This window comes from Bradyrhizobium sp. 22 (assembly GCF_000482425.1).
GTDB lineage: Bacteria > Pseudomonadota > Alphaproteobacteria > Rhizobiales > Xanthobacteraceae > Bradyrhizobium > Bradyrhizobium japonicum_B.
Map to the genome: position 1 here is coordinate 936,176 of NZ_KI519399.1, position 20,314 is coordinate 956,489.

Genomic DNA, 20,314 nt, shown 5'->3' on the forward strand with positions numbered 1-20,314 from the left:
GCCCCCAATGATCAGAAACGACCGCCAGATGAGCTTAAGACTATGCCAAAATTAAACCGGACAGCCGTGGGTCAAGCCCGGGCATGACGATGCGGAGGCAGTGCGCCGCCCCTCTCGATTGAGATTGCTACCCCTTGATGACACCGCTCGCCACCAGCCGATTCCAGATGAACAGCACCACCACCGCGCCGATGGTTGCGGTGATGAAGCCGGCACCCTGGTCGGGGCTGTAATGGCCGATCGCCTGGCCGATCCAGGTGGCCAGAAACGCGCCGGCGATGCCGAGGATGGTGGTGAGGATGAAGCCGCTCGGATTGTTCGGCCCCGGCGCCAGCCAACGCGCGATGAGGCCGGCAATGAAGCCGACGACGATGATCCACAACAGGCCGCCCATGCTCATGAAAGTGCTCCCCTTCCCGAAACCGCGTCGATCGAGGTCCGATTAGATCCTGCCCGAGAGCTCGTCCTCGGTCGGCAGCCGTCCATCCGGCGTCAGATGATCGACCACCTGCGGCAGATATTGGCTGAGGCCGTTGAGCAGCTCCTCCCGCGGCAGGCCGCTTTGGGCGGACAGGCTGTCGATCTGGTCGGCGCCGAGCGCGCTGGCGAGATCGCCTGGCGCGATCGGCTTGTTCTCGCCCTTGCCGACCCAGGACTTCGCGGCGTCGCCATGGCCGCCCTGCTGCAGCTGGTTGAGAAGGTCGCCGAGGCCGCCGCTGAGTACGGTGCCGGCGGCGCCGCCCGCGAGCAGGCCGCCGAGCCCGCCTTTGAGCAGGCCTCCGAGACCGCCAAGACCGCCGCTATCAGGACCGCCGCTGTCGGCGGTGTTCGTGTTGACCGGCGGGGGCGCCGGCGTCGGCGACGGCTGCGGTGCCGTACCGGACTGGTTCGCGGTCATGTGCTTGAACGCCTTCCAGGCCAGCAGGCCGAGCAGCGCCATGGTCATCGGCGACATGCCGCCGGAGGATTTCTCGGTGCTCGGCGTCGAGGGGCCGCGCGGGCCGTTCTGCATGCCGTTGAGGACGTCGAGTAGACCCATGGTGTTCTCCTTTGGCGTCTCGTTCGGCGAGCGCTCGCCGCTGACTGCCCCCGGGGTGAAAACATATGGGGCGGTCATGACCGTTACAAGGCAGCGGCGACGCGATGGGCAGCGGGCTTTGCCTCTGCTATCGAAGGCTCGCCATTCAGGGAGCGAGCTCAGTGATGACGGATCGACCGATCGTGGTGGCCGGCGCCGGCGCCATCGGCTGTTTCGTCGGCGGCATGCTGGCGGCCGGCGGCCGCCGTGTCGCGCTCTTGGTGCGGCCGCGGGTGAAGACCGAGATCGAGCGGTTCGGCCTGCTTCTGACCGATTTCGACGGCTCGGAGAAAAAGCTCAGCTCAGGCCAGCTCGCGCTGTCGGAGAATCCTGCGATCTTCCACAATGCCGGCATCGTGCTCGTCACGGTGAAGAGCGCCGACACCGCCGCCATCGCGGATCAGATCGCGCTGCATGCGCCCGAGGATGCCGTCATCGTCTCGCTCCAGAACGGTATCGGCAATGTCGCGGTGCTGCGCGAGCGTCTCGGCGGCCGCCGCGTGCTCGCCGGGATGGTGCCGTTCAACGTGATCGCGATGGGCGAGGGCCGTTTCCACCGCTCGACCTCCGGCGACATCCATATCGGCGAGGACGCCGCGAACACGGCCGCTGCGCTCACGGTGCCCGGCCTCGCCGTGCGCCCAAGCGCTGACATCACCGGCGTGCAATGGGGCAAGCTGATCATCAATCTGAACAACGCGCTCAGCGCGCTCTCCGACATGCCGCTCGCCGCGCAATTGGCCAACCGCGACTGGCGCAGGCTGTTCGCCGACCAGATGGCGGAGGGACTTGCCGCGCTGAAGGCCGCCGGCATCACGCCGGTGTCCTCGACGCCGATCCCGATGAGCTGGTCTCCGACCTTGCTGCGGCTGCCGGATGCGATCTTCAGCGCGATCCTGGGGCGGACCATGAAGATCGATCCCGAGGCGCGCTCCTCGATGTGGCAGGACCTGAAACAGGGCCGCAGGACCGAGATCGACTATCTCCAGGGCGCCGTGATCGCGCTCGCCGAGCAAAACCATGTCGAGGTGCCGCTGATGCGCCGTATTGTTGCGCTGATCAGGGAGGCCGAGGCGGCCGGCAACGGACCGCCGCGCTTGACGCCGCAGCAGATCCGCGGCGGGACTTGAGCACGAGGAGAGGTGCGATGAAGCGTTACTGGATGATGGGACTGGCGCTGGCGACGCTCTGCGGCGCCGCGACGCTCGTCCATGCAAGGCCACCGACAGTCCAGAACTCTCCCGGCTATGACAGGCGGTTGCAGGAAAGCAGATCGCAGTTGGGCAGTTCGCCGACGACGGTAGCGCCAGTGGATGCGCCGGTGGTGAAACCAAAGCAGCGCAAGAAGAAACGCACGAACTAAGTGCGACGCTCTCGTGGGGTGGGCAAAGCGAAGCGTGCCCACGTATTCTTGCGACCGAGAGCGATGGTGGGCACGGCGCTGCGCACCTTTGCCCACCCTACAAGTCTGCGGGCTTCAGCTCTTCTTCGCAGGCTTGCTCGGGGTCGGGCTGAACAGCTTCTTCAGGTCGTTCAAGCTTTCCGACAGCCGCGGCCACTCGCAGGAGAATGAGCCCTTGGCGCAGGGCGCGCCCTTGCGCTGGCCGACGGTCTGCTGCACCTTCGGCCGCTCGACCGGCACCGGCACGCGCGCGACCTCGGTTCTCAATGCGACCTGCTGGATCTGCCGCGCCTGTTGCTCCTGCTGCTCGCGCTGCTGACGCGCGGTCGCTTGCGCCGCCTCGTTGTTGCGGCGCTCCCTGGCGAGATAGGCGGTGTAGGCTCCGTCGATCTTCTTCTGTTCCTCCGGCGTCGGATTGGGGCCGGCGATGTCGAAGGTGCGATCCTGCAGGAAGTCGTAATAGGAATAGCCGCCGCCCGGCTTGCGGCGGCCGGCGAACTTGGCGTTGCAATCGGCGAGCGCGGACGTCTTCTCGGCCTTCGTCGCGGCCTTCTCGGCGGCGTCGGCGCATTCCTCGAAATCGACCGGCGCGCGCTTCCACCATTGGGCCTGGGCATGCGGCAGCGTCAGCAGAAAAAATCCTGCTATGGCTACGGGAAACAGCGCCGCACGACGCAATGCGATCACGGACGACATTCTACGAGAGCATTCCTTGCAAAACTCAACCCAAACTGAGTCGAGTCGGATTTTTGCCTCTTTATCGCCGGCTTGTCACCCGTGGAACCCGGGAATTTCATGGCTGCGATGCTGACATTTTGTGCTTGACGTGGCGCAGGAGTCACAGCGTCGCGCCGGCCGGCTGCTACACTTCGCCTTGCGAGCGCCTCACCCGAGGCGAAGCCAAATAACACGAACCAAGAACGCGAAATGGAAACGCCCGATGCTGCTGCCCCTGTCCGACGTGCCGCGCTGGTACGCTGAACGCAAGCCACATGGCACAATCGCCGTCCGTCACGGGCAGGACACGCTGACATGGGACGCGCTCGAACGCGGCGCCAACCGGCGTGCGCGCGCGTTCGCGGCCAAGGGTGTCAAGCCCGGCGATTTCGTCGCGATCGGCTTGCCGAACGGCAATGCGTTCTTCGAGACCTCCTTCGCGGTGTGGAAGTGCGGGGCAACGCCGACCTCGCTGTCGTGGCGGCTGCCGCGCGGCGAAGCAGCCGCGGTGCTCGACATCCTCAAGCCCGCGCTGGTGGTCGGCGGCGAAGCCGACTGGAACGCGCCGAACCGTTTGCCGGGGGATTTCGTGCCGGAGGGATTTTCGGACGAGCCGCTCAATCCCCCGGTGGCGCGCTACTGGAAGGCGATGACCTCGGGCGGCTCGACGGGGCGGCCAAAAGTGATCCTCGATCATCATCCGGCGGTGACCGACACCGTCGCGCCGCCGCCGCTCAACATCCCCTTCGGAGTCTCGCTGCTCAATCCCGGCCCGCTCTATCACAACGCGCCGTTCATCGTGTCGCACTACGCGCTGTTCACCGGCGGCAAGCTCACCGGTCTTGCCAGGTTCGACGCCGAGGAGACGCTGCGGCAGATCGAGCGCGAGCGCGTGCAATGGGTCAATTTCGTGCCGACCATGATGCATCGGATCTGGGCGCTGCCAGAGCACGTGCGCAACTCTTACGACCTGTCGAGCCTGCAGACCGTCTTCCACATGGCCGCGCCGATGCCGCCGTGGCTGAAGGAGAACTGGATCGGCTGGCTCGGACCCGAGCGGATCTGGGAGCTCTATGGCGGCACCGAGCGGCAGGGCGCCTGCATCATCTCCGGCACCGAATGGCTGACGCACAAGGGCTCGGTCGGCAAGATCGGCGACATGGCGAAGCTGCGCATCATCGGCGAGGACGGCAACGACGTCGCGCCAGGCGAGACCGGCGAGATCTATTTCCTCAACAACGACGGCAAGGACGCCACCTATCATTATCTCGGCGCCGAGCCGAAGCGCCGCGCCGACGGCTGGGAATCGCTCGGCGACGTCGGCAGGCTGGATGCCGACGGCTATCTCTATCTCGGCGATCGCCTCGCCGACATGGTGCTGCGCGGCGGCGCCAACATCTATCCGGCCGAGGTCGAGGCCGCGGTCTCCGAGGCTCCCGGGGTGCGCTCCTGCGTCGTGGTCGGACTGCCCGATCCGGAATTGGGCCAGCGCGTGCATGCCATCATCGAGCCGGAGGGCGATGCGGACGGGCAGGTTATTGCCGACGGCATGGCGGATTTCCTCAAGGACCGGCTCAGCCGCTACAAGCATCCCGAGAGCTTCGAGTTCGTCAGCGTCCCGCCTCGCGATGATTCGGGCAAGGTTCGCAGAACATTGTTGCGCGACGAGCGCGCGGCGTGGATGAAGGAAGGGCGTGCTTTCCGGATTTGGCCGATGAAGACGCGAGCGCCCGCCGAGTAAGAAGGAAGGATCAAGGGATATGACGATCACCATCGCCGCCAACAGCGTGCCGAAGCCGCCGGCCGAGATCATCGAGGGTTTTCGGGATGCGCCGACCTCGGTCATTTCAGACAATCTGGCCCGGCTGCCGGGCGCGGTCGGGCTGAAACCCTATCATCGCGGGGCTAAGCTGGTGGGCACGGCCTTCACCGTGCGCACCCGTCCGGGCGACAATCTCGCCATCCATCGTGCGCTCGAGCTGGTCGGTCCCGGCGACGTCATCGTGGTCGATGGCGGCGGCGACGAGACGCGGGCGCTGGTCGGCGAGATCATGAAGAACATCGCGCAATGGCGAAAGGCCGAAGGCTATGTGATCGACGGCGCCATCCGCGACGTCGCCGCGTTCGCGGCCGACGACTTTCCCTGCTACGCCCGCGCCGTGATCCATCGCGGTCCCTACAAGAACGGGCCGGGCGAGATCAACGTGCCTGTGTCGATCGGCGGCAGCGTGATTGCGCCCGGCGACATCGTGGTCGGCGACGAGGACGGCGTGGTGTCGTTTCCAGCCGCAGGAGCCGCGGCGCTGCTGCAAGCCGTGCGGACCCAGGTCGCGCGCGAGGAGGAGACCCTGAAGGCGATCCGCGAGGGCCGCTACAAGGGCTCTTACGGCAAGTCCTGATCGAACGAGAATGAAGGAGAGAATGGCGTGAGCCAGAAGGACGAATTCCACAACATCGACGATCCCAGCGACGGCCTCTTCCGCGAGCTCGCCGCCGGCGTGGCCACGCGCATCTTCTCCGGCGAGCAGGCGATGCTGTCGGTGGTGACGCTGGCGCCGCATGCGCAGGGTACGCTGCACCATCATCCCGAGGAGCAGTGGGGCGTGCTGCTGGACGGATCCGCCGTGCGCGTCCAGGGCGATGAGGAGATTCCGGTGAAAAAGGGCGATTTCTGGCGCACGCCTGGCAACGTGCCGCACACCATGCGCGCCGGCTCCGATGGAGCCCGGGTGCTGGACATTTTCAGTCCGCCTCGGCCAGAATACAAGAAAGCGGGGTCGGGCTTCGGGACGACCTAAAGCGCCAAAGAGCAAACAAGCCGGGCGCAACAACAAGGGAGGGGACCATGACGATCACACGACGCACGCTCCTGGCCGCGCCGGCCATTCTCGCAATGACGCCGGCGATGGCGCAAGGGAGCAAGATCACGCTGGTCGTGCCGTTCCCGCCGGGCGGCTCGACCGACGCGATGGCGCGGCTGCTGCAGAGCAGCCTGCAAACCAAGCTCAATCGCATCGTCGTGGTGGAGAACAAGTCAGGCGCGGCCGGGGCGCTGGGCGCCGCGCAAGTCGCCAAGAGCCCGGCGGACGGCTCGACCTTCCTGGTCACGTTCGATTCCCATGCGGTGATCCCGTCGATCCTCGACAAGCCGCCGCTGGATGTCGAGCGCGAGCTGATGCCGGTGCTGTTGATCGGCACCGCGCCCTACGTGATCGCGGCCGGCGCAGGCCGCCCCTACAAGAGCTTTGCCGACGTCGTGGCCGCCTGCAAGGCAACGCCGGGTGCGGTGAAATACGCCTCGGTCGGCATCGGCACGCTCGGCCATCTCGCCATGACCGTGCTCGGCAGCAAGGCCGGTGTCGAGATCACGCACGTGCCCTATCGCGGCGGCGGGCCGGCGATGAACGACGTGCTCGGCGGTCATGTCGATCTCATCGCGGGATCGGCGGCGCTGGTCGCCGCCCAGCTCGGCACCAACATGCTGCGTCCGATCCTGCAGCTCGGCCGCGAGCGGCTGGCAGCCCTGCCTGACACCCAGACCGCGATCGAGGCGGGCTTTCCCGATTTCGAGACGCTGGCCTGGTGGGGCATCTTCGCGCCCGCAGGCACGCCGCCCGACGTCGTCGCAGCCTTCGCGGCCGCGTCCAAGGAGATCCTGAGCGAGCCCGCGACCGCCACCCAGCTGAAGGAGACGCAGCACATGACGCTGCTGCTCCAGGACGGCGCCGCCTTCAAGACCTTCTTCGACAAGCAGGTCGCCACTTGGGGCAAGGTGGTGAAGGACAACAATATCAGGGCGTAACTGGCCGGGCCGGGTCCTTGCGCATTGGTCAGGGCAGAGGGCTTCCGATCCCGCCGCCGCTTTGATATGTACACCCAGGCAACCCGTCCGTGCGGTGGGTTCCGCGGTCCCGTAGCTCAGCCGGATAGAGCGACGGTTTCCTAAACCGTAGGTCGGAAGTTCGAGTCTTCCCGGGATCGCCATTATTTCAGATGCGTGACGTGATTGCTGGGCCGACCCCCGGCGCGACTTGCGTCCTCCCCATCCTCTGGACTCACCCGTCTGTTCGCCTGTCGTCCCTGGCCGACGATGCGAGGTCAGATCATTCCGGCTAGCGGACGAGCAACGGCGGGGCTATCTTGCTCGCTCTCTGGTTGAATGGTCGAGTGTCTTGTTCCTTGTGCAGCAGGTCCTGTCCGCCGGCCTGCTCGCCGTCTTTCGCCTCGGGAAGCTCTCGCCGTGATCAAGCAAACGTCTAACCGAACCGGCGGGATCGCGCCGCGTTCATTTCTCGACGACAACAAGGAATTCGAGCGCTGGCTGCGCTCCGAATGCCAAGTCGTCGCGCGCGACCTCGAGGAAAAGCACAAGAGGATGAAGGACGACCCGTTCGTCTTCCTTCGTGCAACTTTCTTCCGCTGGGCCAGATGTATCGAAGCGATCTGCCCCGAGTTGAAGGACGCGCCGCGCGTGCCGTCGATCGGCGACACCCATATCGAAAATTTCGGGACCTGGCGCGACGTGGAGGGGCGTCTCGTCTGGGGCGTCAACGATTTCGACGAGGCCGCGATTATTGCCTATCCCTTCGATCTGGTGCGCCTTGCGACGAGCGCGCGGGTCGCCCCGAAGGCCAAGAAGAGGAAGGCGAGGGCCATGACCCACGTCGGCAATGGCGGCGCCGCCAAGGCGATCCTCGATGGTTACAAGACGGGCCTGACGCGGCCGCGGCCCTCGCTCCTGGATGAGCAGGCGAGCTGGATGCGCGCTTACGTGGCATGTACCGACGACGAACGCCAAGAGTTCTGGGACGAGGTGGGGAAGTATCCGCGGGCGACGCCACGATCCCCTGTTGCGGCCGCGCTCCGCAGCAAATTGCCGCCCGATGCCTCGTTTGGCCGCTTCGCGAGGCGCGTGGCAGGGGCCGGCAGCCTGGGCCGGCCGCGTTTCGTCGCCATCGCCGAATGGCGCGGCGGCCAAGTCGTCAGGGAGGCCAAGGCGCTGGTGCCGTCGGCCTGGGATTGGGCGCATGGCCAGCAGGGCAGGCTGCGCTTTCTCGACCTCGCAACGGGTCGATATCGCGCGCCCGATCCGCACCTCGCGCTCGAGCGTCAGAGCGGCTTCGTGATCCGGCGCCTTGCGCCCGATTCCCGCAAGATCAATCTTGGGGATCACGCGAACATGGAGGTGGAGCTCGATCTGCTCAACGTCATGGGCTTCGACATCGGCGCCATTCACGCCGCCGGAGGCGCATCGGAGAAGATCGCGGCAGACCTGAGGAAGCGCGACGTTAACTGGCTCCATGCTGCCGCAAAGGCTGCTGCCGCATTCGTCGAAGGTGATTTCAGGGAGTGGCGCAGGCACGGTTGACCGGTGAATGCCGGCTTCGCTCTCGGCGATTCCCGCGCTTTGCCTGGTTGGTGCAAGATTTGCTATAGGCGATCCGATCGCCCGCACCAGCCTTGCCACGCCCTGCCAATCCCGGAGACCCTGATGCCTTTCGACCTCATCCTGCGCGGGGGCCGCGTGATCGACCCGTCGCAGAAGCTCGATGCCGTGACCGATGTCGGCTTTGCCGGCGGCAGGGTCGCCGCCATCGGCAGCGCTCTCAAGGCGGATCCCGGCACGGATGTGCGCGACGTTTCGAAGTACATCGTGACGCCGGGGCTGATCGATCTGCATACCCATGTCTATTGGGGCGGCACCTCGCTCGGCATCGATGCGGAGGAATTCTGCCGTCGCTCCGGCGTCACCACGTCCATCGACACCGGCAGTGCCGGTCCCGGCAACTTCGCCGGCTTCCGCAAGCATGTGATCGAGCCGAGCCAGGTCCGCATCCTCGCGTACTTGCACGTCTCGCATGCCGGCATCTTCGGCTTCTCGCACCGGATCATGGTCGGCGAGAGCGAGGAGCTGCGGCTGATGAATCCGATCGAGGCGGCCAAGGTCGCCGATGCCAACCGCGACCTCATCGTCGGCATCAAGGTGCGCGTCGGGCTGCATTCTTCGGGCACGTCGGGGGCTGTGCCGCTCGATATCGCGCTCGAGGTTGCGAACGAGGTCGGCATGCCCCTGATGGCGCATATCGACCATCCGCCGCCGAGCTATGAGGAGGTGCTGGCCCGCCTGCGGCCCGGCGACGTGCTGACCCACGCGTTCCGCCCGTTCCCGAACACGCCGGCGACCGCGCAGGGCACGGTGAAGAAGGCGGTGCTGGAGGCGCGCGAGCGCGGCGTGCTGTTCGACATCGGCCACGGCAAGGGATCGTTCGCGTTCAAGACCGCGCGCGCGATGCTCGCCAACGGCTTCTATCCGGACACCATCTCGTCCGACATCCATCAGCTCTGCATCGACGGCCCGGCCTTCGACCAGGTCACGACCCTTTCGAAATTCCTGTGCATGGGCATGGAGCTGCCGGACGTGATCGCGGCCTCGACCGTGAACGCCGCGATGGCGCTACGCCGCCCCGAGCTCGGCAGCCTTAAGCCCGGCAGCGTCGGCGACGCCACACTTGTTACGGTGAAGCAGGGCCAGTTCGACTACGAGGACGTCGTCGGCGAGCATTTGATCGGCGACCGCAAGATCGTCTCGGAGGGCGTCGTCATCGGCGGCCGCTGGTGGCATCCGAATTGAGGCCCGTGAGGCGGCAATGAGAGATATGGTTCAAACCTCTTTCGCTCCTTCGGCTACGAGATTGATGCGAAAGGCTGCGGCATTCATTCTGCTCGTCTGCATCGCTTCGTTGCCGCTCGTGCCAGGTTGCTGGGCCGCATCGCAATCTCGCGACAATTGCAGAGACAAGGGCTACGACGCCGATGGAACAATCCAGGCTTGTACAGACCTTCTGCAAAAGCGGAGCTGGGACAGCTTCGTCCATCTTCACGTCCGTTCAAAAGCCTGGCTTGCGAAGCAGGATTGCGAGCGAGCCCTGACTGACGAAAACGAATCCATTCGCCTGTTTCTCAATGATCCACTCGTCGCACGCAAGAAGATGAGCGGGGAGGATCGGCGGTTCTTTCGAATGCACGGGTTCCTGGGAAAGATCGAAATCTATCTCACTTGTTTTCTGGACTACGACAAGGCGCTCTCGGTCGTCGAAGAAGCCATGGCGGTCTATCCAAATCAGACCGACCTGTATAACCGTCGCGGCCTCATCTACATCCAGACCAAGAATTTCGATCAGGCGTTCAGAGATCTGCAGCGAGCGATCGATCTGGCGGACAAGAAGGACGCTGCTTTCAACAACCGCGCAAGCGTCTTTAACGGTCTCGGAGATTTCGACAGCGCCATTCGCGATGCAGACAGCGCCATCGCCTTCAATCCGAAGAGCGGAGCCGCTTATGTCAACCGTGCTGTGGCCTTCAGTGGCAAGGGAGAGCAGGGCCGCGCCATCGAAGACATCGATACGAAACTCAAACTCGATCCAGACGACCAGGCGGGGGCGCTGGCTCTGCGCGGCAAATATCACTTGAAAAGGGGCGATCTGGACTCCGCGCTGACGGATGTCACTCGGTCGATCGTATTGTTCGAGAAGAACAAGGTCGCGCCGATTATCGCTCTTTGCGCGCGCGGAGATCTGTTCCGATTTCACGGGGAGTTTTCTCGCTCACTTGAGGATTTTGATCGAGCGATCCGTTCACGGACGGATTTTGCTGCCGCCTATACCGGTCGCGGACTAACCTATGAGCGAATGGGCGATCTGAAAAGCGCGCGGAGTGATTTCGAAAAGGCTCTTGGATTTCCTGCGCAGCAATATGACAGCAATCTCGAAGCGCAAACGACCGCGCGAGCAAGGCTTGCGGCGTTTGACTCGGGTCAAGCCCAGCCCGTCATACCCGCCTCGACCGGCAAGCCTGTGGCGCCGTTTGCGGTCGCCACACCGCCTCTGGCCGCACCTGTACTGACGCATCCTCGCTTGCAGGCTGGTCCCGAACGCCAGGGCCGGCGGGTCGCGCTCGTCATCGGTAACGCCGCCTATCAAAAAGCCGGAGTTCTCAAGAACCCCCTGAACGATTCCGAAGCTGTTGCCGCCGCCCTTCGAAATATTGGTTTCGACGAAGTGATGGTGGCGACGGATACGACGAAGGAGCGACTTACGGCGGTCCTCCAGGGGTTCGCGCGCGCTTCCGACGCTGCCGATTGGGCCGTGGTCTATTATTCCGGCCACGGCATCGAGATGGCGGGAAGAAACTATCTGCTTCCGATCGACGTTGTGCTGAGGACTGACCGAGACGTGCAGTTCGAAGCGGTGCCCGTTGATCAAGTGATGGCATCGATCGACGGTGCGCGTAAGCTGAAGCTGATCGTGCTGGACGCCTGTCGCAACAACCCATTCGCGGATACAATCAAGCGAACGGGTCCGCGCGAAGCCGTGACGCTCGATGCGAGCAACGTCGGCGAGGTCGGGACTCGCGCGGTTGGGCGGGGACTTGGCGAAATCAAGGTAAAGGGCGCTTCGCTCGTCGTTTTCGCGGCAAAGCATGGCCAGACTGCCCTTGACGGGGAAGGACGGAATTCGCCCTTTGCAATAGCGCTGGTTCAGCGCATTGCAACGCCTGGCGTGGAAATGAACAAGGTCTTTCGGCTCGTCCGCGACGATGTGTTGGAAGCGACCGCGGGACGGCAAGAGCCCTACACTTACGGATCACTGCCGGGCAGGGAGGACTTCTTCTTTGTCAGCAAATGATGTCGAGCACCTGATCGGGGCGAGGTCGTCTCCGAAGACGTCGTTCGGGCGCTGACGGCATCGCGGCCATGGAGGTCCTGCGCGCCGATCAGTCGCGTCCCGCCTCCATGATCGCCTTGGCAAGCCGCGCCGGATCGGAGAAGCACAGCTCGTGGCTTCCCGGCACCTGCACCAGGCGGAACAGGCCGAGCTTCTCCGACAACCGCGGATGCCAGCCATGGCTGTGCGGCAACGCGGTATCTTCCGTGCAGTTGATGTAGGACTTGGCCAGCGCGCATCTCGGCCGGATTGCTCTTGAGCGTGATCTTGTCGGTGAAGGTCGCCAGCGGATGCGGGTTGAGGATGTCATAGGCGCGCTGTGCGGTCTGTAGATCTGCGTCGTTGATGAAGGCTTCGCGCCAGATCGGGAACGGCAGCACGACCGAGCCGTCGCCGCGCTCGGCGGCGATCGCGTCGAACAGCCCGACATAATGCGGCGGCACCATGTCGTTGAGGCATTCGCCGTCGTTAGGCACGAAGGCATTCCAGTAGACCAGACGACGGATTCGATCGGGAGCAAGGTCGGCAACGCCGGTGATGATCATGCCGCCGTAGGAATGGCCGAGCAGGATCACGTCCTTCAGATCGTTCTCGGCAAGGTAGTCGGCAATCGACTGGATCGCTTCCTTCAACCCTGTTGTTTTGGTATCGCCCGGACGGTTGCCCTTGATGGTGGGGGTATGGACCTGATGGCCGGCCGCGCGGATCGGTGCCGCGACAGGTTCGAACTCGGCACCGGTGTGCCAGGCGCCATGGACGAGGACGTAGGTCGACATGTTGTGGCTCCTCCCGAGACTGTGATTAGATTGACGCCGCGCCGCTTTGGCCGGCAGCGGTGCCGCCGCACGTCAATTATGGATTGGCGGCTGATAAGGCGCTTGGCCGGAAGCGAACAGGATTGGTCTCGGAGTGAACCGATGCAGCAGGTCGAGCGCGCCATGCCGTCACGCCAATCGGCCTGGGATACTGCGGGCGTCCGGCCGGCCGAGCAATTTGCCTATTATCGTGAGGCGATCTGCCAGGCCTTCATGAATCTGACGCCGGAGCCGGCGGCCGCGCCCGGCTTTCCCGCCAGCGTCGAGCACGTCCGGCTCGGCGAGGCCGCGATCAACCGCGTCAGCTTTCCCGAGCATGTGGTGCGGCGCTCTGCGGCCGACATCGCGGCATCCGACCGCAGCTGCTTCTACCTCAACCTGAAGCTGGCGGGCCGCTGCCGCATCCAACAGGACGGCCGGGAGATCAGCCTGTCGCCCGGCCAGGTCGGCATCTTCGACAGCGATCGGCAGTTTGCACTTCTGCATGACCGCGGTCCGCAATTGCGCGTCGCCTCGTTCTGGGTACCGTCCGAGGTCTTGCGGGAGCGGTTGCCGGGATCGTTCGACGTCGCTGCGGCACGGGTCTCCGACGATGCCGTCGTCGGCCACCTCATCGTCGAGACCGCGCGCGCGCTCGCCGACGGCGCGCTGCGGATGACCGAAGACGAGGGGACGAGGCTGTTCCGGGCGCTGATCGAGCTGGTCGCCGTAAGCCTGTCGCGGCGTGGCCGGGCAGGTGCTGCGGAGACCGAGAGTTTCGCCGATGCAACCACGCTGGCATTGAAGCGCGCCATTCACCGGCGGCTCCGCGAGCCCGGCCTTACGGTCGCCGATGTCGCCGGCGCCGTGGGCATCAGCGAGCGCTACGTGCACAAGCTGCTGGCGCGATCGGGCTCCAGCTTCACCGAATACGTCATATCCTATCGCCTCGACGGCGCGGCCAGGGATCTCAGCGATCCCGCGATGACGGATCGTGCGATCGGCGCCATCGCGTTCGATTGGGGCTTCTCGGATCTCTCCCACTTCACGCGGCGCTTCAAGCAGCGCTTCGGCTGCCGTCCGCGCGACTGGCGCGCGCGGTGATTGACAGCGACCTGATCTACAAGGATCTTGCGATCAACAGCTTCATGATCTCGTTGGTGCCGCCGTAGATCTTCTGGATGCGGGAATCGATGAAGATGCGCGAGATCGGGTATTCCTGCATGTAGCCGTAGCCGCCGAACAGCTGGAGGCATTCGTCGGCGGTCTCGACCTGCTTCTCCGAGCACCAATATTTCGCCATCGACGCCGTGACGGTGTCGAGGTCGCCGGCGACGAGGCGCTCGATGCACCAGTCGACAAAGACGCGCGCGATCATCGCCTCGGTCTTGCGCTCGGCGAGCGTGAAGGCGGTGTTCTGGAAATCCATCAGCGGCTTGCCGAAAGCTTTGCGCTCCTTGGTGTAATCGGTGGTGAGCTTGACCGCGCGCTCCATCGAGGCGACGGCGCCGACCGCGAGCGCAAGGCGCTCCTGCGGCAGCTGCTGCATCAGCTGGACGAAGCCCTGGCCTTCCTCCTTGCCGAGCAAATTCTCCGGCGGCACGATGACGTTGTCGAAGAACAATTCCGAGGTGTCGGAGGCGTGCAGGCCGATCTTGTCGAGGTTGCGCCCGCGCTTGTAGCCGTCGGCGCCCGCGGTCTCCACCACGATCAGCGAGATGCCTTTTGCGCCAGCTTCGCCGGTGCGCGCGACCACGATGACGAGATCGGCGGCCTGGCCGTTGGTGATGAAGGTCTTCTGGCCGTTGATGACGTAGGAATTGCCCTGCTTCTTCGCCGTGGTCTTCACCGCTTGCAGGTCCGAGCCGGTGCCGGGCTCGGTCATGGCGATGGCGCCGACCATCTCGCCCGAGGCCATCTTCGGCAGCCAGCGCTTCTTCTGCTCCTCCGAGCCGTAATTGAGGATGTAATGCGCGACGATGGCGCTGTGCACGGAGACGCCGGTGGTCAGTTCCGGCACCGTGCTTTCGAGATCGTCCAGCACCGCGGCGTCATAGGCGAAGGTGGCGCCCAAGCCGCCATATTCCTCCGGCACGCTCGCGAGCAGCGCGCCCATCTCGCCGAGGCCGCGCCACGCGAAGCGGTCGACCATCTTCTGCTCGCGCCATTTTTCGGCATGCGGCGCGAGATCCTTGGCAAGATATTTCCGGAACTGGTCGCGGAACGTGTCCAGTTCTTCGGTCATCCACGACGATCGGTATTGCATCAGCGCCTCGCTCTCAGACAATCAGGCCGCCGCCGGCGACCACCACCTGGCCGCTGATATAATTGGATTCCGGGCTGCAGAATAGATAGACGGCGTCGGCTGCCTCTTCCGGCGTGCCGCCGCGGCCGAGCGGGATCATCCGCGACATCGCCTCCAGCATCTGCGGCTGAACGCCGACCTTGATGTCGCGGCCGGCGACGTCGATGGTCTTCTGCTGCGCCTCGATCGGCTGGGTCAGGCGGGTGTTGATGAGGCCGAAGGCGACGCAATTGACGTTGACCTTGTAGCGGCCCCACTCCTTGCACATGGTCCGGGTCAGCCCGATCAGCGAGGCCTTGGCCGAGGAGTAGCTCGCTTGACCGGCATTGCCGTAGAGGCCTGCGATCGAGGAGATGTTCACGACCTTGCGGAACACCTCGCGCCCTTCCTCGGCTTCCTTCCTGGCAAAGACGCGGATTGGCTCGGCGGCCGCGCGCAGAAGCCGGAACGGAGCGACGAGATGGACGTCGAGCATGGCCTGAAACTGCTCGTCCGTCATCTTCTGGATGGTGGAGTCCCAGGTGTAGCCGGCATTGTTGACGATGATGTCGAGCCCGCCGAACTTGTCCAGCGCGGCGCCGACGAAGCGGTCGGCGAAGCCCGCTTCCGAGACGCTGCCGTTCACGGCGGCGGCGTCGCCGCCGAACGCCTTGATCTCCGCGGCCACGGCGTCGCCGGGCTCGGCATCGAGGTCATTGACGACAACCCTGGCGCCCTCGTGCGCGAGCTTCAGTGCGATCGCGCGCCCGATGCCGCGGCCCGACCCGGTGACGAGTGCGACCTTTCCCTGCAGTTTTGCCATTTTGAATGATTCCTCTTGCTGTTACAGCGCGACGATGGCGCTGCCTTCGAGCTTGACTTCGCCGCGATCGTCCCTGGTCGTGAGCGCAAGCCTTGCGCGCCGCTCGCCGGCTTCGGCGAACAGCTCGGTTACGGTGCCTTCGCATGTCAGCTGGGCGCCGAGCTGGGTGATGGCGACGAACCGCGTCGCAAAGCTGCGGAGCTTCGACGGCGGCACCGCATCCGTGAGTGCCTGCCCGAGATAGGCCATGACCAGCATGCCGTGGGCGAACACGTCCGGAAATCCGGCTGCCTTGGCGAAGTCGATATCGACATGGATCGGATTGTGATCGCCCGATGCGCCGCAATAGAGTGCGAGGGTATGGCGGGTGATCGGCGGAAAGGCCTTGTGGACGATGCGGTCGCCGGCCTTGATGTCTGCGGATGCCATCACGACGCCACCTCATTACGGACGACGATGGTGCGCGCGGTATCGGCGACATGCACGCCGTCCTGGTTGGTCACCTCGCATCGGATGCCGATCAGCGTCATTGCCCCGCCCTTCTTCTCCGTCACGCTGGCCACGCGTGGCCGGAACGTCAGGGTGTCGCCGACCAGAACCGGCGCGTGATAGACGAAGCTCTGCTCGCCATGCAGCACGCGGGCGAGGTCGATGCCGAGCGCACTGAACATCTCGAAGGGGTCATCGACGTCCATCATCTCCAGGCAGAACAAATAGGTCGGCGGCACCGGGATGCCGGCGAATCCGGCCGTCCGCGCCGCATCCGCGTTGCGGTAGACCGGGTTCTCTTCACCCAGCGTGTTGAGGAAGTAGCGGAGGCGGCCCGGCTCCACGCGCGCGGTGACGGGCGTGAAGCTGCGCCCTACGGCGGACTGATCGACCATGCGGATATCAGTGCCGCTTGTAGAGCGTGACGACGCAGGCGCCGCCGAGGCCGAGATTGTGCTGGAGCGCGACCTTGGCACCCTCGACCTGCGTGGAGCCGGCCGTGCCGCGCAGCTGCCGCGTCAGCTCGTAGCACTGCGCAAGCCCGGTGGCGCCGAGCGGATGTCCCTTCGACAGCAATCCGCCGGACGGGTTGGTCACGATCCGGCCGCCATAGGTGTTGTCGCCGTCATTGATGAACTTGCCGGCTTCACCCTCGCCGCAGAGACCCAGCGCCTCGTAGGTGATGAGCTCGTTATGGGCAAAGCAGTCGTGCAGCTCGACGACGTCGAGATCGCCGGGCCCGATGCCGGCGCTTTCATAAACACGGTTCGCCGCCTCTTTCGCCATGTCGTAGCCGACCAACTGCATCATGTCGCCGGCCTTGAAGGTCGAGGGGGTGTCGGTGGTCATGGCCTGCGCCGCGATGCGCACCTCCTTGCCGATGCCGTGCTTGTCCGCGAAGCGCTCGGACACCAGCACGGCGGCCGCGCCGCCGCAGGTCGGCGGGCACGCCATCATGCGCGTCATCACGCCCGGCCAGATCACCTGGTCGTTCATCACGTCGTCCGCACTGACTTCCTTGCGGAACAGCGCGAGCGGATTGTTCCTGGCATGGCGGCTCGCCTTGGCGCGCACCTTGGCGAAGGCGTCGAGCGGGGTGCCGTATTTCTTCATGTGGCTGAGGCCGGCGCCGCCAAAATAGCGCAGCGCCAGCGGAATGCCGGGAGCGTCGATCAGCTGGTCCGCAGCCGCATCGAATTCCTCGAATGCGCTGGGGCGATCGGTATAGACGCTGCCGAGCGCGCCGGGCTTCATCTGCTCGAAGCCGACCGCCAGCACGCAATCCAGCGCTCCGCTCGCGATCATCTGCCGCGCCATGAACAGTGCGGTTGAGCCGGTCGAGCAATTGTTGTTGACGTTGACGATGGGAATGCCGGTCATCCCGATATGATACAGCGCGCGCTGTCCGCAGGTGGAATCGCCGTAGACGTAGCCGGCATAGGCCTGCTGCACCTTGTCATAGCCGAGCCCCGCATCGGCGAGCGCCAGCTTGACCGCCTCCGTCCCCATCTCGTGATACGGCGCGCTGGCGCCCGGCTTGGCGAAGGGGATCATGCCGACCCCTGCGACGATGACGTCAGACATCGCTTCCTCCCAAATAAATTACCCGTTGGACTTTTTCTTACCCTTGGGTAACATATCGGTCGATGCCCACGAGAGTCAACCGACCGAGCATGGATTCAGCGCCGCCCGTTCCGCCCTCATTGCCGTCATCGTCGCCCTGGCTGCCGTTCGAGAGCCGCCGCCGCGCCCGCGACGAGAAGCGCGAGGCGGTGCTGCGCGCCGCCGTGCAGCTGTTCCTGGAGCAGGGCTATCACCGCGTGACGCTGAACGAGGTCGCTGAGCGGCTGAACATCACCAAACCCGCGCTGTACAATTACTTCCGCGGCAAGGACGAAATCCTGTTCGAATGCTGGTCGATGGGCGCCGAGCTCGTCGACAGCGTCATCACCGAGATCAACGCCGGCGGCGGTTCGGGGCTCGTCAAGCTGCGCAAGCTAGTGCACGCCTATGCCGCGCTCATGGCGACCGATTTCGGCGCGAGCCTGGTGCGTTTCGACCTGCGCGATCTGGCCGCGCGAAACGCCGCCGTCGCGCGCGCTGCCAAGAAGCGGATCGACGCCACGTTCCGGCGATACATCGCCGCAGGCACGGCCGACGGTTCGATCAGGCCCTGCGATCCCAAGCTTGCAGCCTTCGCGATCGCGGGCGCGCTCAACTGGATCGGCCACTGGTATCAACGGGGCGGCGAGCTCTCGCCGACCGAGATCGCGGACGAGTTTACGGTTCGGCTGACGGAAGGCTTGGCAACCGAGAGCCGGCAGCAAATCACAAAGAAGACGCCGAGGGCGCCGCAACGGCGCAACTCAGGACGCAAGACAGCAGGGAAGAAGCGTACAGGAGGAGGAACGAGATGAACATCACGCACGGGCTGCGGCGCGCGCTGCAGATCAACCCGAAGGGGCTCGCCACCGTCTATGGCCAGCGGCGTCGCAGCTGGGGCGAGCTCGGCGGACGTGTTGCAAGGCTGGCCGGCGGCCTGCATTCGCGCGGCGTCAGTGCTGGGGATCGCGTCGCCGTGCTGTCCTTCAACTCGGATCGCTACCTCGAGCTTTATCTCGCGACCGGCTGGGCGGGCGGCGTGATCGTGCCGCTCAACATCCGATGGAGCGCCCTTGAGAACGAGGGTGCGCTGCGCGACTGCCGCGCCTCCGTTCTCTTGGTCGACAAGGCCTTTGCGCAGGTCGGCGCGCAGCTCGCCGGCGCCATTCCGGGGCTGAAGCTGATCTATGCCGACGACGGCGAGGTGCCGGCCGGAATGGAGAGCTATGAGGATCTGATCGCGGGCAGCGCGCCCGTTGCCGATGCCATGCGCAAGGGCGAGGATCTCGCCGGCATCTTCTACACCGGCGGCACCACCGGGCGTTCCAAGGGCGTGATGCTCAGCCACCAGAACCTGATGGCCAACGCGCTCAACGCGCTCGGCGAAGGACTGTTTCCGGCGAGCACGATGTATCTGCACGCGGCGCCGATGTTTCACCTCGCCAACGGCGCGGCGATGTATTCGCTGCTGCTCTCCGGCGGCTCCAACGTGATCGTTCAGGGCTTCACGCCCGAAGGCGTGATGGCTGCGATGCAGAACGAGCGTGTCACCGACGTGCTGCTGGTGCCCACGATGATCCAGATGCTGGTCGACCATCCCGCGATCGGAAAGTACGACCTGTCGTCGCTCCAGCACATCATCTACGGAGCCTCGCCGATCAGCGAGGCGGTGCTCGACCGCGCCGCGCGCGCACTGCCGCATGTACGTTTCACCCAGGCCTACGGCATGACCGAATTGTCGCCGATCGCGACGCTGCTGCATGCGAACGAGCATGTCGGCGAGGGACGCAGCAAAGGGCGTCATCGCGGGGCGGGCCGCGCCACGCTCGGCTGCGAGGTGCGCATCGTCGACGAGAACGACCGGCCGGTGCCGGCGGGCGCCGTCGGCGAGATCGTGGTGCGCGGCGACACCGTGATGATGGGCTATTGGGAGCGGCCGGAGGAGACCGCGCGCGCCGTCGTCGACGGCTGGATGCACACAGGCGATGGCGGCTACATGGACGAGGACGGCTTCATCTATGTCGTCGACCGCGTCAAGGACATGATCATCTCGGGCGGCGAGAATGTGTACTCGGTCGAGGTCGAGAACGCGCTGGCGCAGCATCCGTCGGTGCTGCAATGCGCGGTCATCGGCGTTCCCAATGAGCAATGGGGCGAGCAGGTCCACGCCGTCGTGGTCAAGCGCGGCGGCGCCGAGGTTTCGCCCGGCGAGCTGATCGAGTTTACCAAGACGTTGATTGCCGGCTACAAATGTCCGCGCAGCATCGAGATCACCGAGGCGCCGCTGCCGCTGTCCGGCGCCGGCAAGGTGCTGAAGCGCGAGCTGCGCAGGCCGTTCTGGGAGGGACGGGAACGGCGGGTCAGCTAGGGCCTTCGCTCGCGGGATGCGCGTGAGGTTTCCT

General features: G+C 65.1%; 20 protein-coding genes, 1 tRNA gene and 1 pseudogene. 13 read left to right on the forward strand and 9 right to left on the reverse strand.

What is annotated here, in order from left to right; translation table 11 throughout:
- Positions 1–127 precede the first annotated feature (127 nt).
- Positions 128–400, reverse strand: coding sequence for a GlsB/YeaQ/YmgE family stress response membrane protein (locus tag K410_RS0105670; RefSeq protein ID WP_196235992.1), 273 nt, complete (start codon positions 398–400; stop codon positions 128–130).
- A 42-nt stretch (positions 401–442) separates the two neighbouring features.
- A complete protein-coding gene (locus K410_RS0105675) occupies positions 443–1,039 on the reverse strand; it encodes a YidB family protein (RefSeq protein WP_028133945.1) in 597 nt (198 codons plus the stop codon).
- A 161-nt stretch (positions 1,040–1,200) separates the two neighbouring features.
- On the opposite strand from K410_RS0105675, the gene K410_RS0105680 reads away from it, so the two are divergent.
- Both K410_RS0105680 and K410_RS38310 read left to right on the forward strand, forming a co-directional pair.
- Positions 1,201–2,208: a 2-dehydropantoate 2-reductase gene (locus tag K410_RS0105680; RefSeq protein ID WP_028133946.1), complete on the forward strand. Its 1,008-nt coding sequence runs from the start codon at positions 1,201–1,203 to the stop codon at positions 2,206–2,208.
- A gap of 17 nt (positions 2,209–2,225) precedes the next feature.
- Positions 2,226–2,441, forward strand: coding sequence for a hypothetical protein (locus K410_RS38310; RefSeq protein ID WP_080672125.1), 216 nt, complete (start codon positions 2,226–2,228; stop codon positions 2,439–2,441).
- A 114-nt stretch (positions 2,442–2,555) separates the two neighbouring features.
- Here K410_RS38310 and K410_RS0105685 read toward each other — a convergent pair whose 3' ends face one another.
- The gene (locus K410_RS0105685; protein ID WP_028133947.1) at positions 2,556–3,176 is read right to left on the reverse strand and encodes a hypothetical protein; all 621 of its coding nucleotides are present in this window, start codon (positions 3,174–3,176) and stop codon (positions 2,556–2,558) included.
- A gap of 244 nt (positions 3,177–3,420) precedes the next feature.
- On the opposite strand from K410_RS0105685, the gene K410_RS0105690 reads away from it, so the two are divergent.
- From K410_RS0105690 to K410_RS36550, 8 genes are all read left to right on the forward strand, one after another.
- The gene (locus K410_RS0105690) at positions 3,421–4,938 is read left to right on the forward strand and encodes an AMP-binding protein (protein ID WP_028133948.1); all 1,518 of its coding nucleotides are present in this window, start codon (positions 3,421–3,423) and stop codon (positions 4,936–4,938) included.
- A gap of 19 nt (positions 4,939–4,957) precedes the next feature.
- Positions 4,958–5,596, forward strand: coding sequence for an RraA family protein (locus K410_RS0105695; RefSeq protein ID WP_028133949.1), 639 nt, complete (start codon positions 4,958–4,960; stop codon positions 5,594–5,596).
- Positions 5,597–5,623: 27 nt separating this feature from the next.
- Positions 5,624–5,995 carry a cupin domain-containing protein gene (locus K410_RS0105700; RefSeq protein ID WP_028133950.1) on the forward strand — a complete coding sequence of 124 codons (372 nt, stop codon included), beginning with the start codon at positions 5,624–5,626 and terminating at the stop codon, positions 5,993–5,995.
- A 47-nt stretch (positions 5,996–6,042) separates the two neighbouring features.
- Positions 6,043–6,999, forward strand: a complete 957-nt coding sequence (locus tag K410_RS0105705) for a tripartite tricarboxylate transporter substrate-binding protein (RefSeq protein ID WP_028133951.1) — start codon at positions 6,043–6,045, stop codon at positions 6,997–6,999.
- A gap of 105 nt (positions 7,000–7,104) precedes the next feature.
- A tRNA-Arg gene (locus tag K410_RS0105710) sits at positions 7,105–7,181 on the forward strand.
- Between the two features lie 256 nt (positions 7,182–7,437).
- Positions 7,438–8,565, forward strand: a complete 1,128-nt coding sequence (locus K410_RS0105715) for a DUF2252 family protein (protein ID WP_049819946.1) — start codon at positions 7,438–7,440, stop codon at positions 8,563–8,565.
- 123 nt (positions 8,566–8,688) lie between these two features.
- A complete protein-coding gene (locus K410_RS0105720) occupies positions 8,689–9,828 on the forward strand; it encodes an amidohydrolase/deacetylase family metallohydrolase (RefSeq protein ID WP_028133953.1) in 1,140 nt (379 codons plus the stop codon).
- Between the two features lie 64 nt (positions 9,829–9,892).
- Complete coding sequence (locus K410_RS36550; protein WP_049819947.1) at positions 9,893–11,881, forward strand: caspase family protein; 1,989 nt, start codon at positions 9,893–9,895, stop codon at positions 11,879–11,881.
- 88 nt (positions 11,882–11,969) lie between these two features.
- Here the strand turns inward: K410_RS36550 and K410_RS0105730 are convergent.
- Positions 11,970–12,696 (reverse strand): annotated as a pseudogene (locus K410_RS0105730) (alpha/beta fold hydrolase).
- 141 nt (positions 12,697–12,837) lie between these two features.
- On the opposite strand from K410_RS0105730, the gene K410_RS0105735 reads away from it, so the two are divergent.
- Positions 12,838–13,818 (forward strand): helix-turn-helix domain-containing protein, encoded by a 981-nt coding sequence (locus K410_RS0105735; RefSeq protein ID WP_028133954.1) that lies wholly within the window; start codon positions 12,838–12,840, stop codon positions 13,816–13,818.
- Between the two features lie 16 nt (positions 13,819–13,834).
- Here the strand turns inward: K410_RS0105735 and K410_RS0105740 are convergent, their stop codons facing one another.
- From K410_RS0105740 to K410_RS0105760, 5 genes are read right to left on the reverse strand one after another with little or no spacing between them, the layout of a single operon-like run.
- The gene (locus K410_RS0105740) at positions 13,835–14,980 is read right to left on the reverse strand and encodes an acyl-CoA dehydrogenase family protein (RefSeq protein ID WP_028133955.1); all 1,146 of its coding nucleotides are present in this window, start codon (positions 14,978–14,980) and stop codon (positions 13,835–13,837) included.
- A 13-nt stretch (positions 14,981–14,993) separates the two neighbouring features.
- Entirely contained in the window at positions 14,994–15,821 is an 828-nt protein-coding gene (locus K410_RS0105745) for an SDR family NAD(P)-dependent oxidoreductase (protein WP_028133956.1), read from the reverse strand.
- A gap of 21 nt (positions 15,822–15,842) precedes the next feature.
- Positions 15,843–16,250 (reverse strand): MaoC family dehydratase, encoded by a 408-nt coding sequence (locus K410_RS0105750; protein WP_049819948.1) that lies wholly within the window; start codon positions 16,248–16,250, stop codon positions 15,843–15,845.
- Positions 16,250–16,705, reverse strand: coding sequence for a MaoC family dehydratase N-terminal domain-containing protein (locus tag K410_RS0105755; RefSeq protein WP_028133958.1), 456 nt, complete (start codon positions 16,703–16,705; stop codon positions 16,250–16,252). The genes K410_RS0105750 and K410_RS0105755 overlap by 1 nt, the downstream gene beginning before the upstream one ends.
- Positions 16,706–16,712: 7 nt before the next feature.
- A complete protein-coding gene (locus tag K410_RS0105760; protein WP_028133959.1) occupies positions 16,713–17,894 on the reverse strand; it encodes a lipid-transfer protein in 1,182 nt (393 codons plus the stop codon).
- A gap of 89 nt (positions 17,895–17,983) precedes the next feature.
- Here K410_RS0105760 and K410_RS36555 point away from each other — a divergent pair, with 89 nt between their 5' ends.
- Both K410_RS36555 and K410_RS0105770 read left to right on the forward strand, forming a co-directional pair.
- Complete coding sequence (locus K410_RS36555; RefSeq protein WP_049819949.1) at positions 17,984–18,727, forward strand: TetR/AcrR family transcriptional regulator; 744 nt, start codon at positions 17,984–17,986, stop codon at positions 18,725–18,727.
- Positions 18,724–20,280: a long-chain-fatty-acid--CoA ligase gene (locus K410_RS0105770; RefSeq protein ID WP_028133960.1), complete on the forward strand. Its 1,557-nt coding sequence runs from the start codon at positions 18,724–18,726 to the stop codon at positions 20,278–20,280. The genes K410_RS36555 and K410_RS0105770 overlap by 4 nt, the downstream gene beginning before the upstream one ends.
- Positions 20,281–20,314 lie beyond the last annotated feature (34 nt).

What these genes read in the sequence shown, in the direction of transcription:
- K410_RS0105735 (WP_028133954.1), top strand. Translation starts at nt 12,838, where the DNA reads ATGCAGCAGGTCGAGCGCGCCATGCCGTCACGCCAATCGGCCTGGGAT.
- K410_RS36555 (WP_049819949.1), top strand. Translation starts at nt 17,984, where the DNA reads ATGGATTCAGCGCCGCCCGTTCCGCCCTCATTGCCGTCATCGTCGCCC.
- K410_RS0105755 (WP_028133958.1), bottom strand. Translation starts at nt 16,705, where the DNA reads ATGGTCGATCAGTCCGCCGTAGGGCGCAGCTTCACGCCCGTCACCGCG.
- K410_RS0105720 (WP_028133953.1), top strand. Translation starts at nt 8,689, where the DNA reads ATGCCTTTCGACCTCATCCTGCGCGGGGGCCGCGTGATCGACCCGTCG.
- K410_RS36550 (WP_049819947.1), top strand. Translation starts at nt 9,893, where the DNA reads ATGCGAAAGGCTGCGGCATTCATTCTGCTCGTCTGCATCGCTTCGTTG.
- K410_RS0105670 (WP_196235992.1), bottom strand. Translation starts at nt 400, where the DNA reads ATGAGCATGGGCGGCCTGTTGTGGATCATCGTCGTCGGCTTCATTGCC.
- K410_RS0105695 (WP_028133949.1), top strand. Translation starts at nt 4,958, where the DNA reads ATGACGATCACCATCGCCGCCAACAGCGTGCCGAAGCCGCCGGCCGAG.
- K410_RS0105745 (WP_028133956.1), bottom strand. Translation starts at nt 15,821, where the DNA reads ATGGCAAAACTGCAGGGAAAGGTCGCACTCGTCACCGGGTCGGGCCGC.
- K410_RS0105685 (WP_028133947.1), bottom strand. Translation starts at nt 3,176, where the DNA reads ATGTCGTCCGTGATCGCATTGCGTCGTGCGGCGCTGTTTCCCGTAGCC.
- K410_RS0105770 (WP_028133960.1), top strand. Translation starts at nt 18,724, where the DNA reads ATGAACATCACGCACGGGCTGCGGCGCGCGCTGCAGATCAACCCGAAG.
- K410_RS0105750 (WP_049819948.1), bottom strand. Translation starts at nt 16,250, where the DNA reads ATGGCATCCGCAGACATCAAGGCCGGCGACCGCATCGTCCACAAGGCC.
- K410_RS38310 (WP_080672125.1), top strand. Translation starts at nt 2,226, where the DNA reads ATGAAGCGTTACTGGATGATGGGACTGGCGCTGGCGACGCTCTGCGGC.
- K410_RS0105760 (WP_028133959.1), bottom strand. Translation starts at nt 17,894, where the DNA reads ATGTCTGACGTCATCGTCGCAGGGGTCGGCATGATCCCCTTCGCCAAG.
- K410_RS0105740 (WP_028133955.1), bottom strand. Translation starts at nt 14,980, where the DNA reads ATGCAATACCGATCGTCGTGGATGACCGAAGAACTGGACACGTTCCGC.
- K410_RS0105675 (WP_028133945.1), bottom strand. Translation starts at nt 1,039, where the DNA reads ATGGGTCTACTCGACGTCCTCAACGGCATGCAGAACGGCCCGCGCGGC.
- K410_RS0105690 (WP_028133948.1), top strand. Translation starts at nt 3,421, where the DNA reads ATGCTGCTGCCCCTGTCCGACGTGCCGCGCTGGTACGCTGAACGCAAG.
- K410_RS0105705 (WP_028133951.1), top strand. Translation starts at nt 6,043, where the DNA reads ATGACGATCACACGACGCACGCTCCTGGCCGCGCCGGCCATTCTCGCA.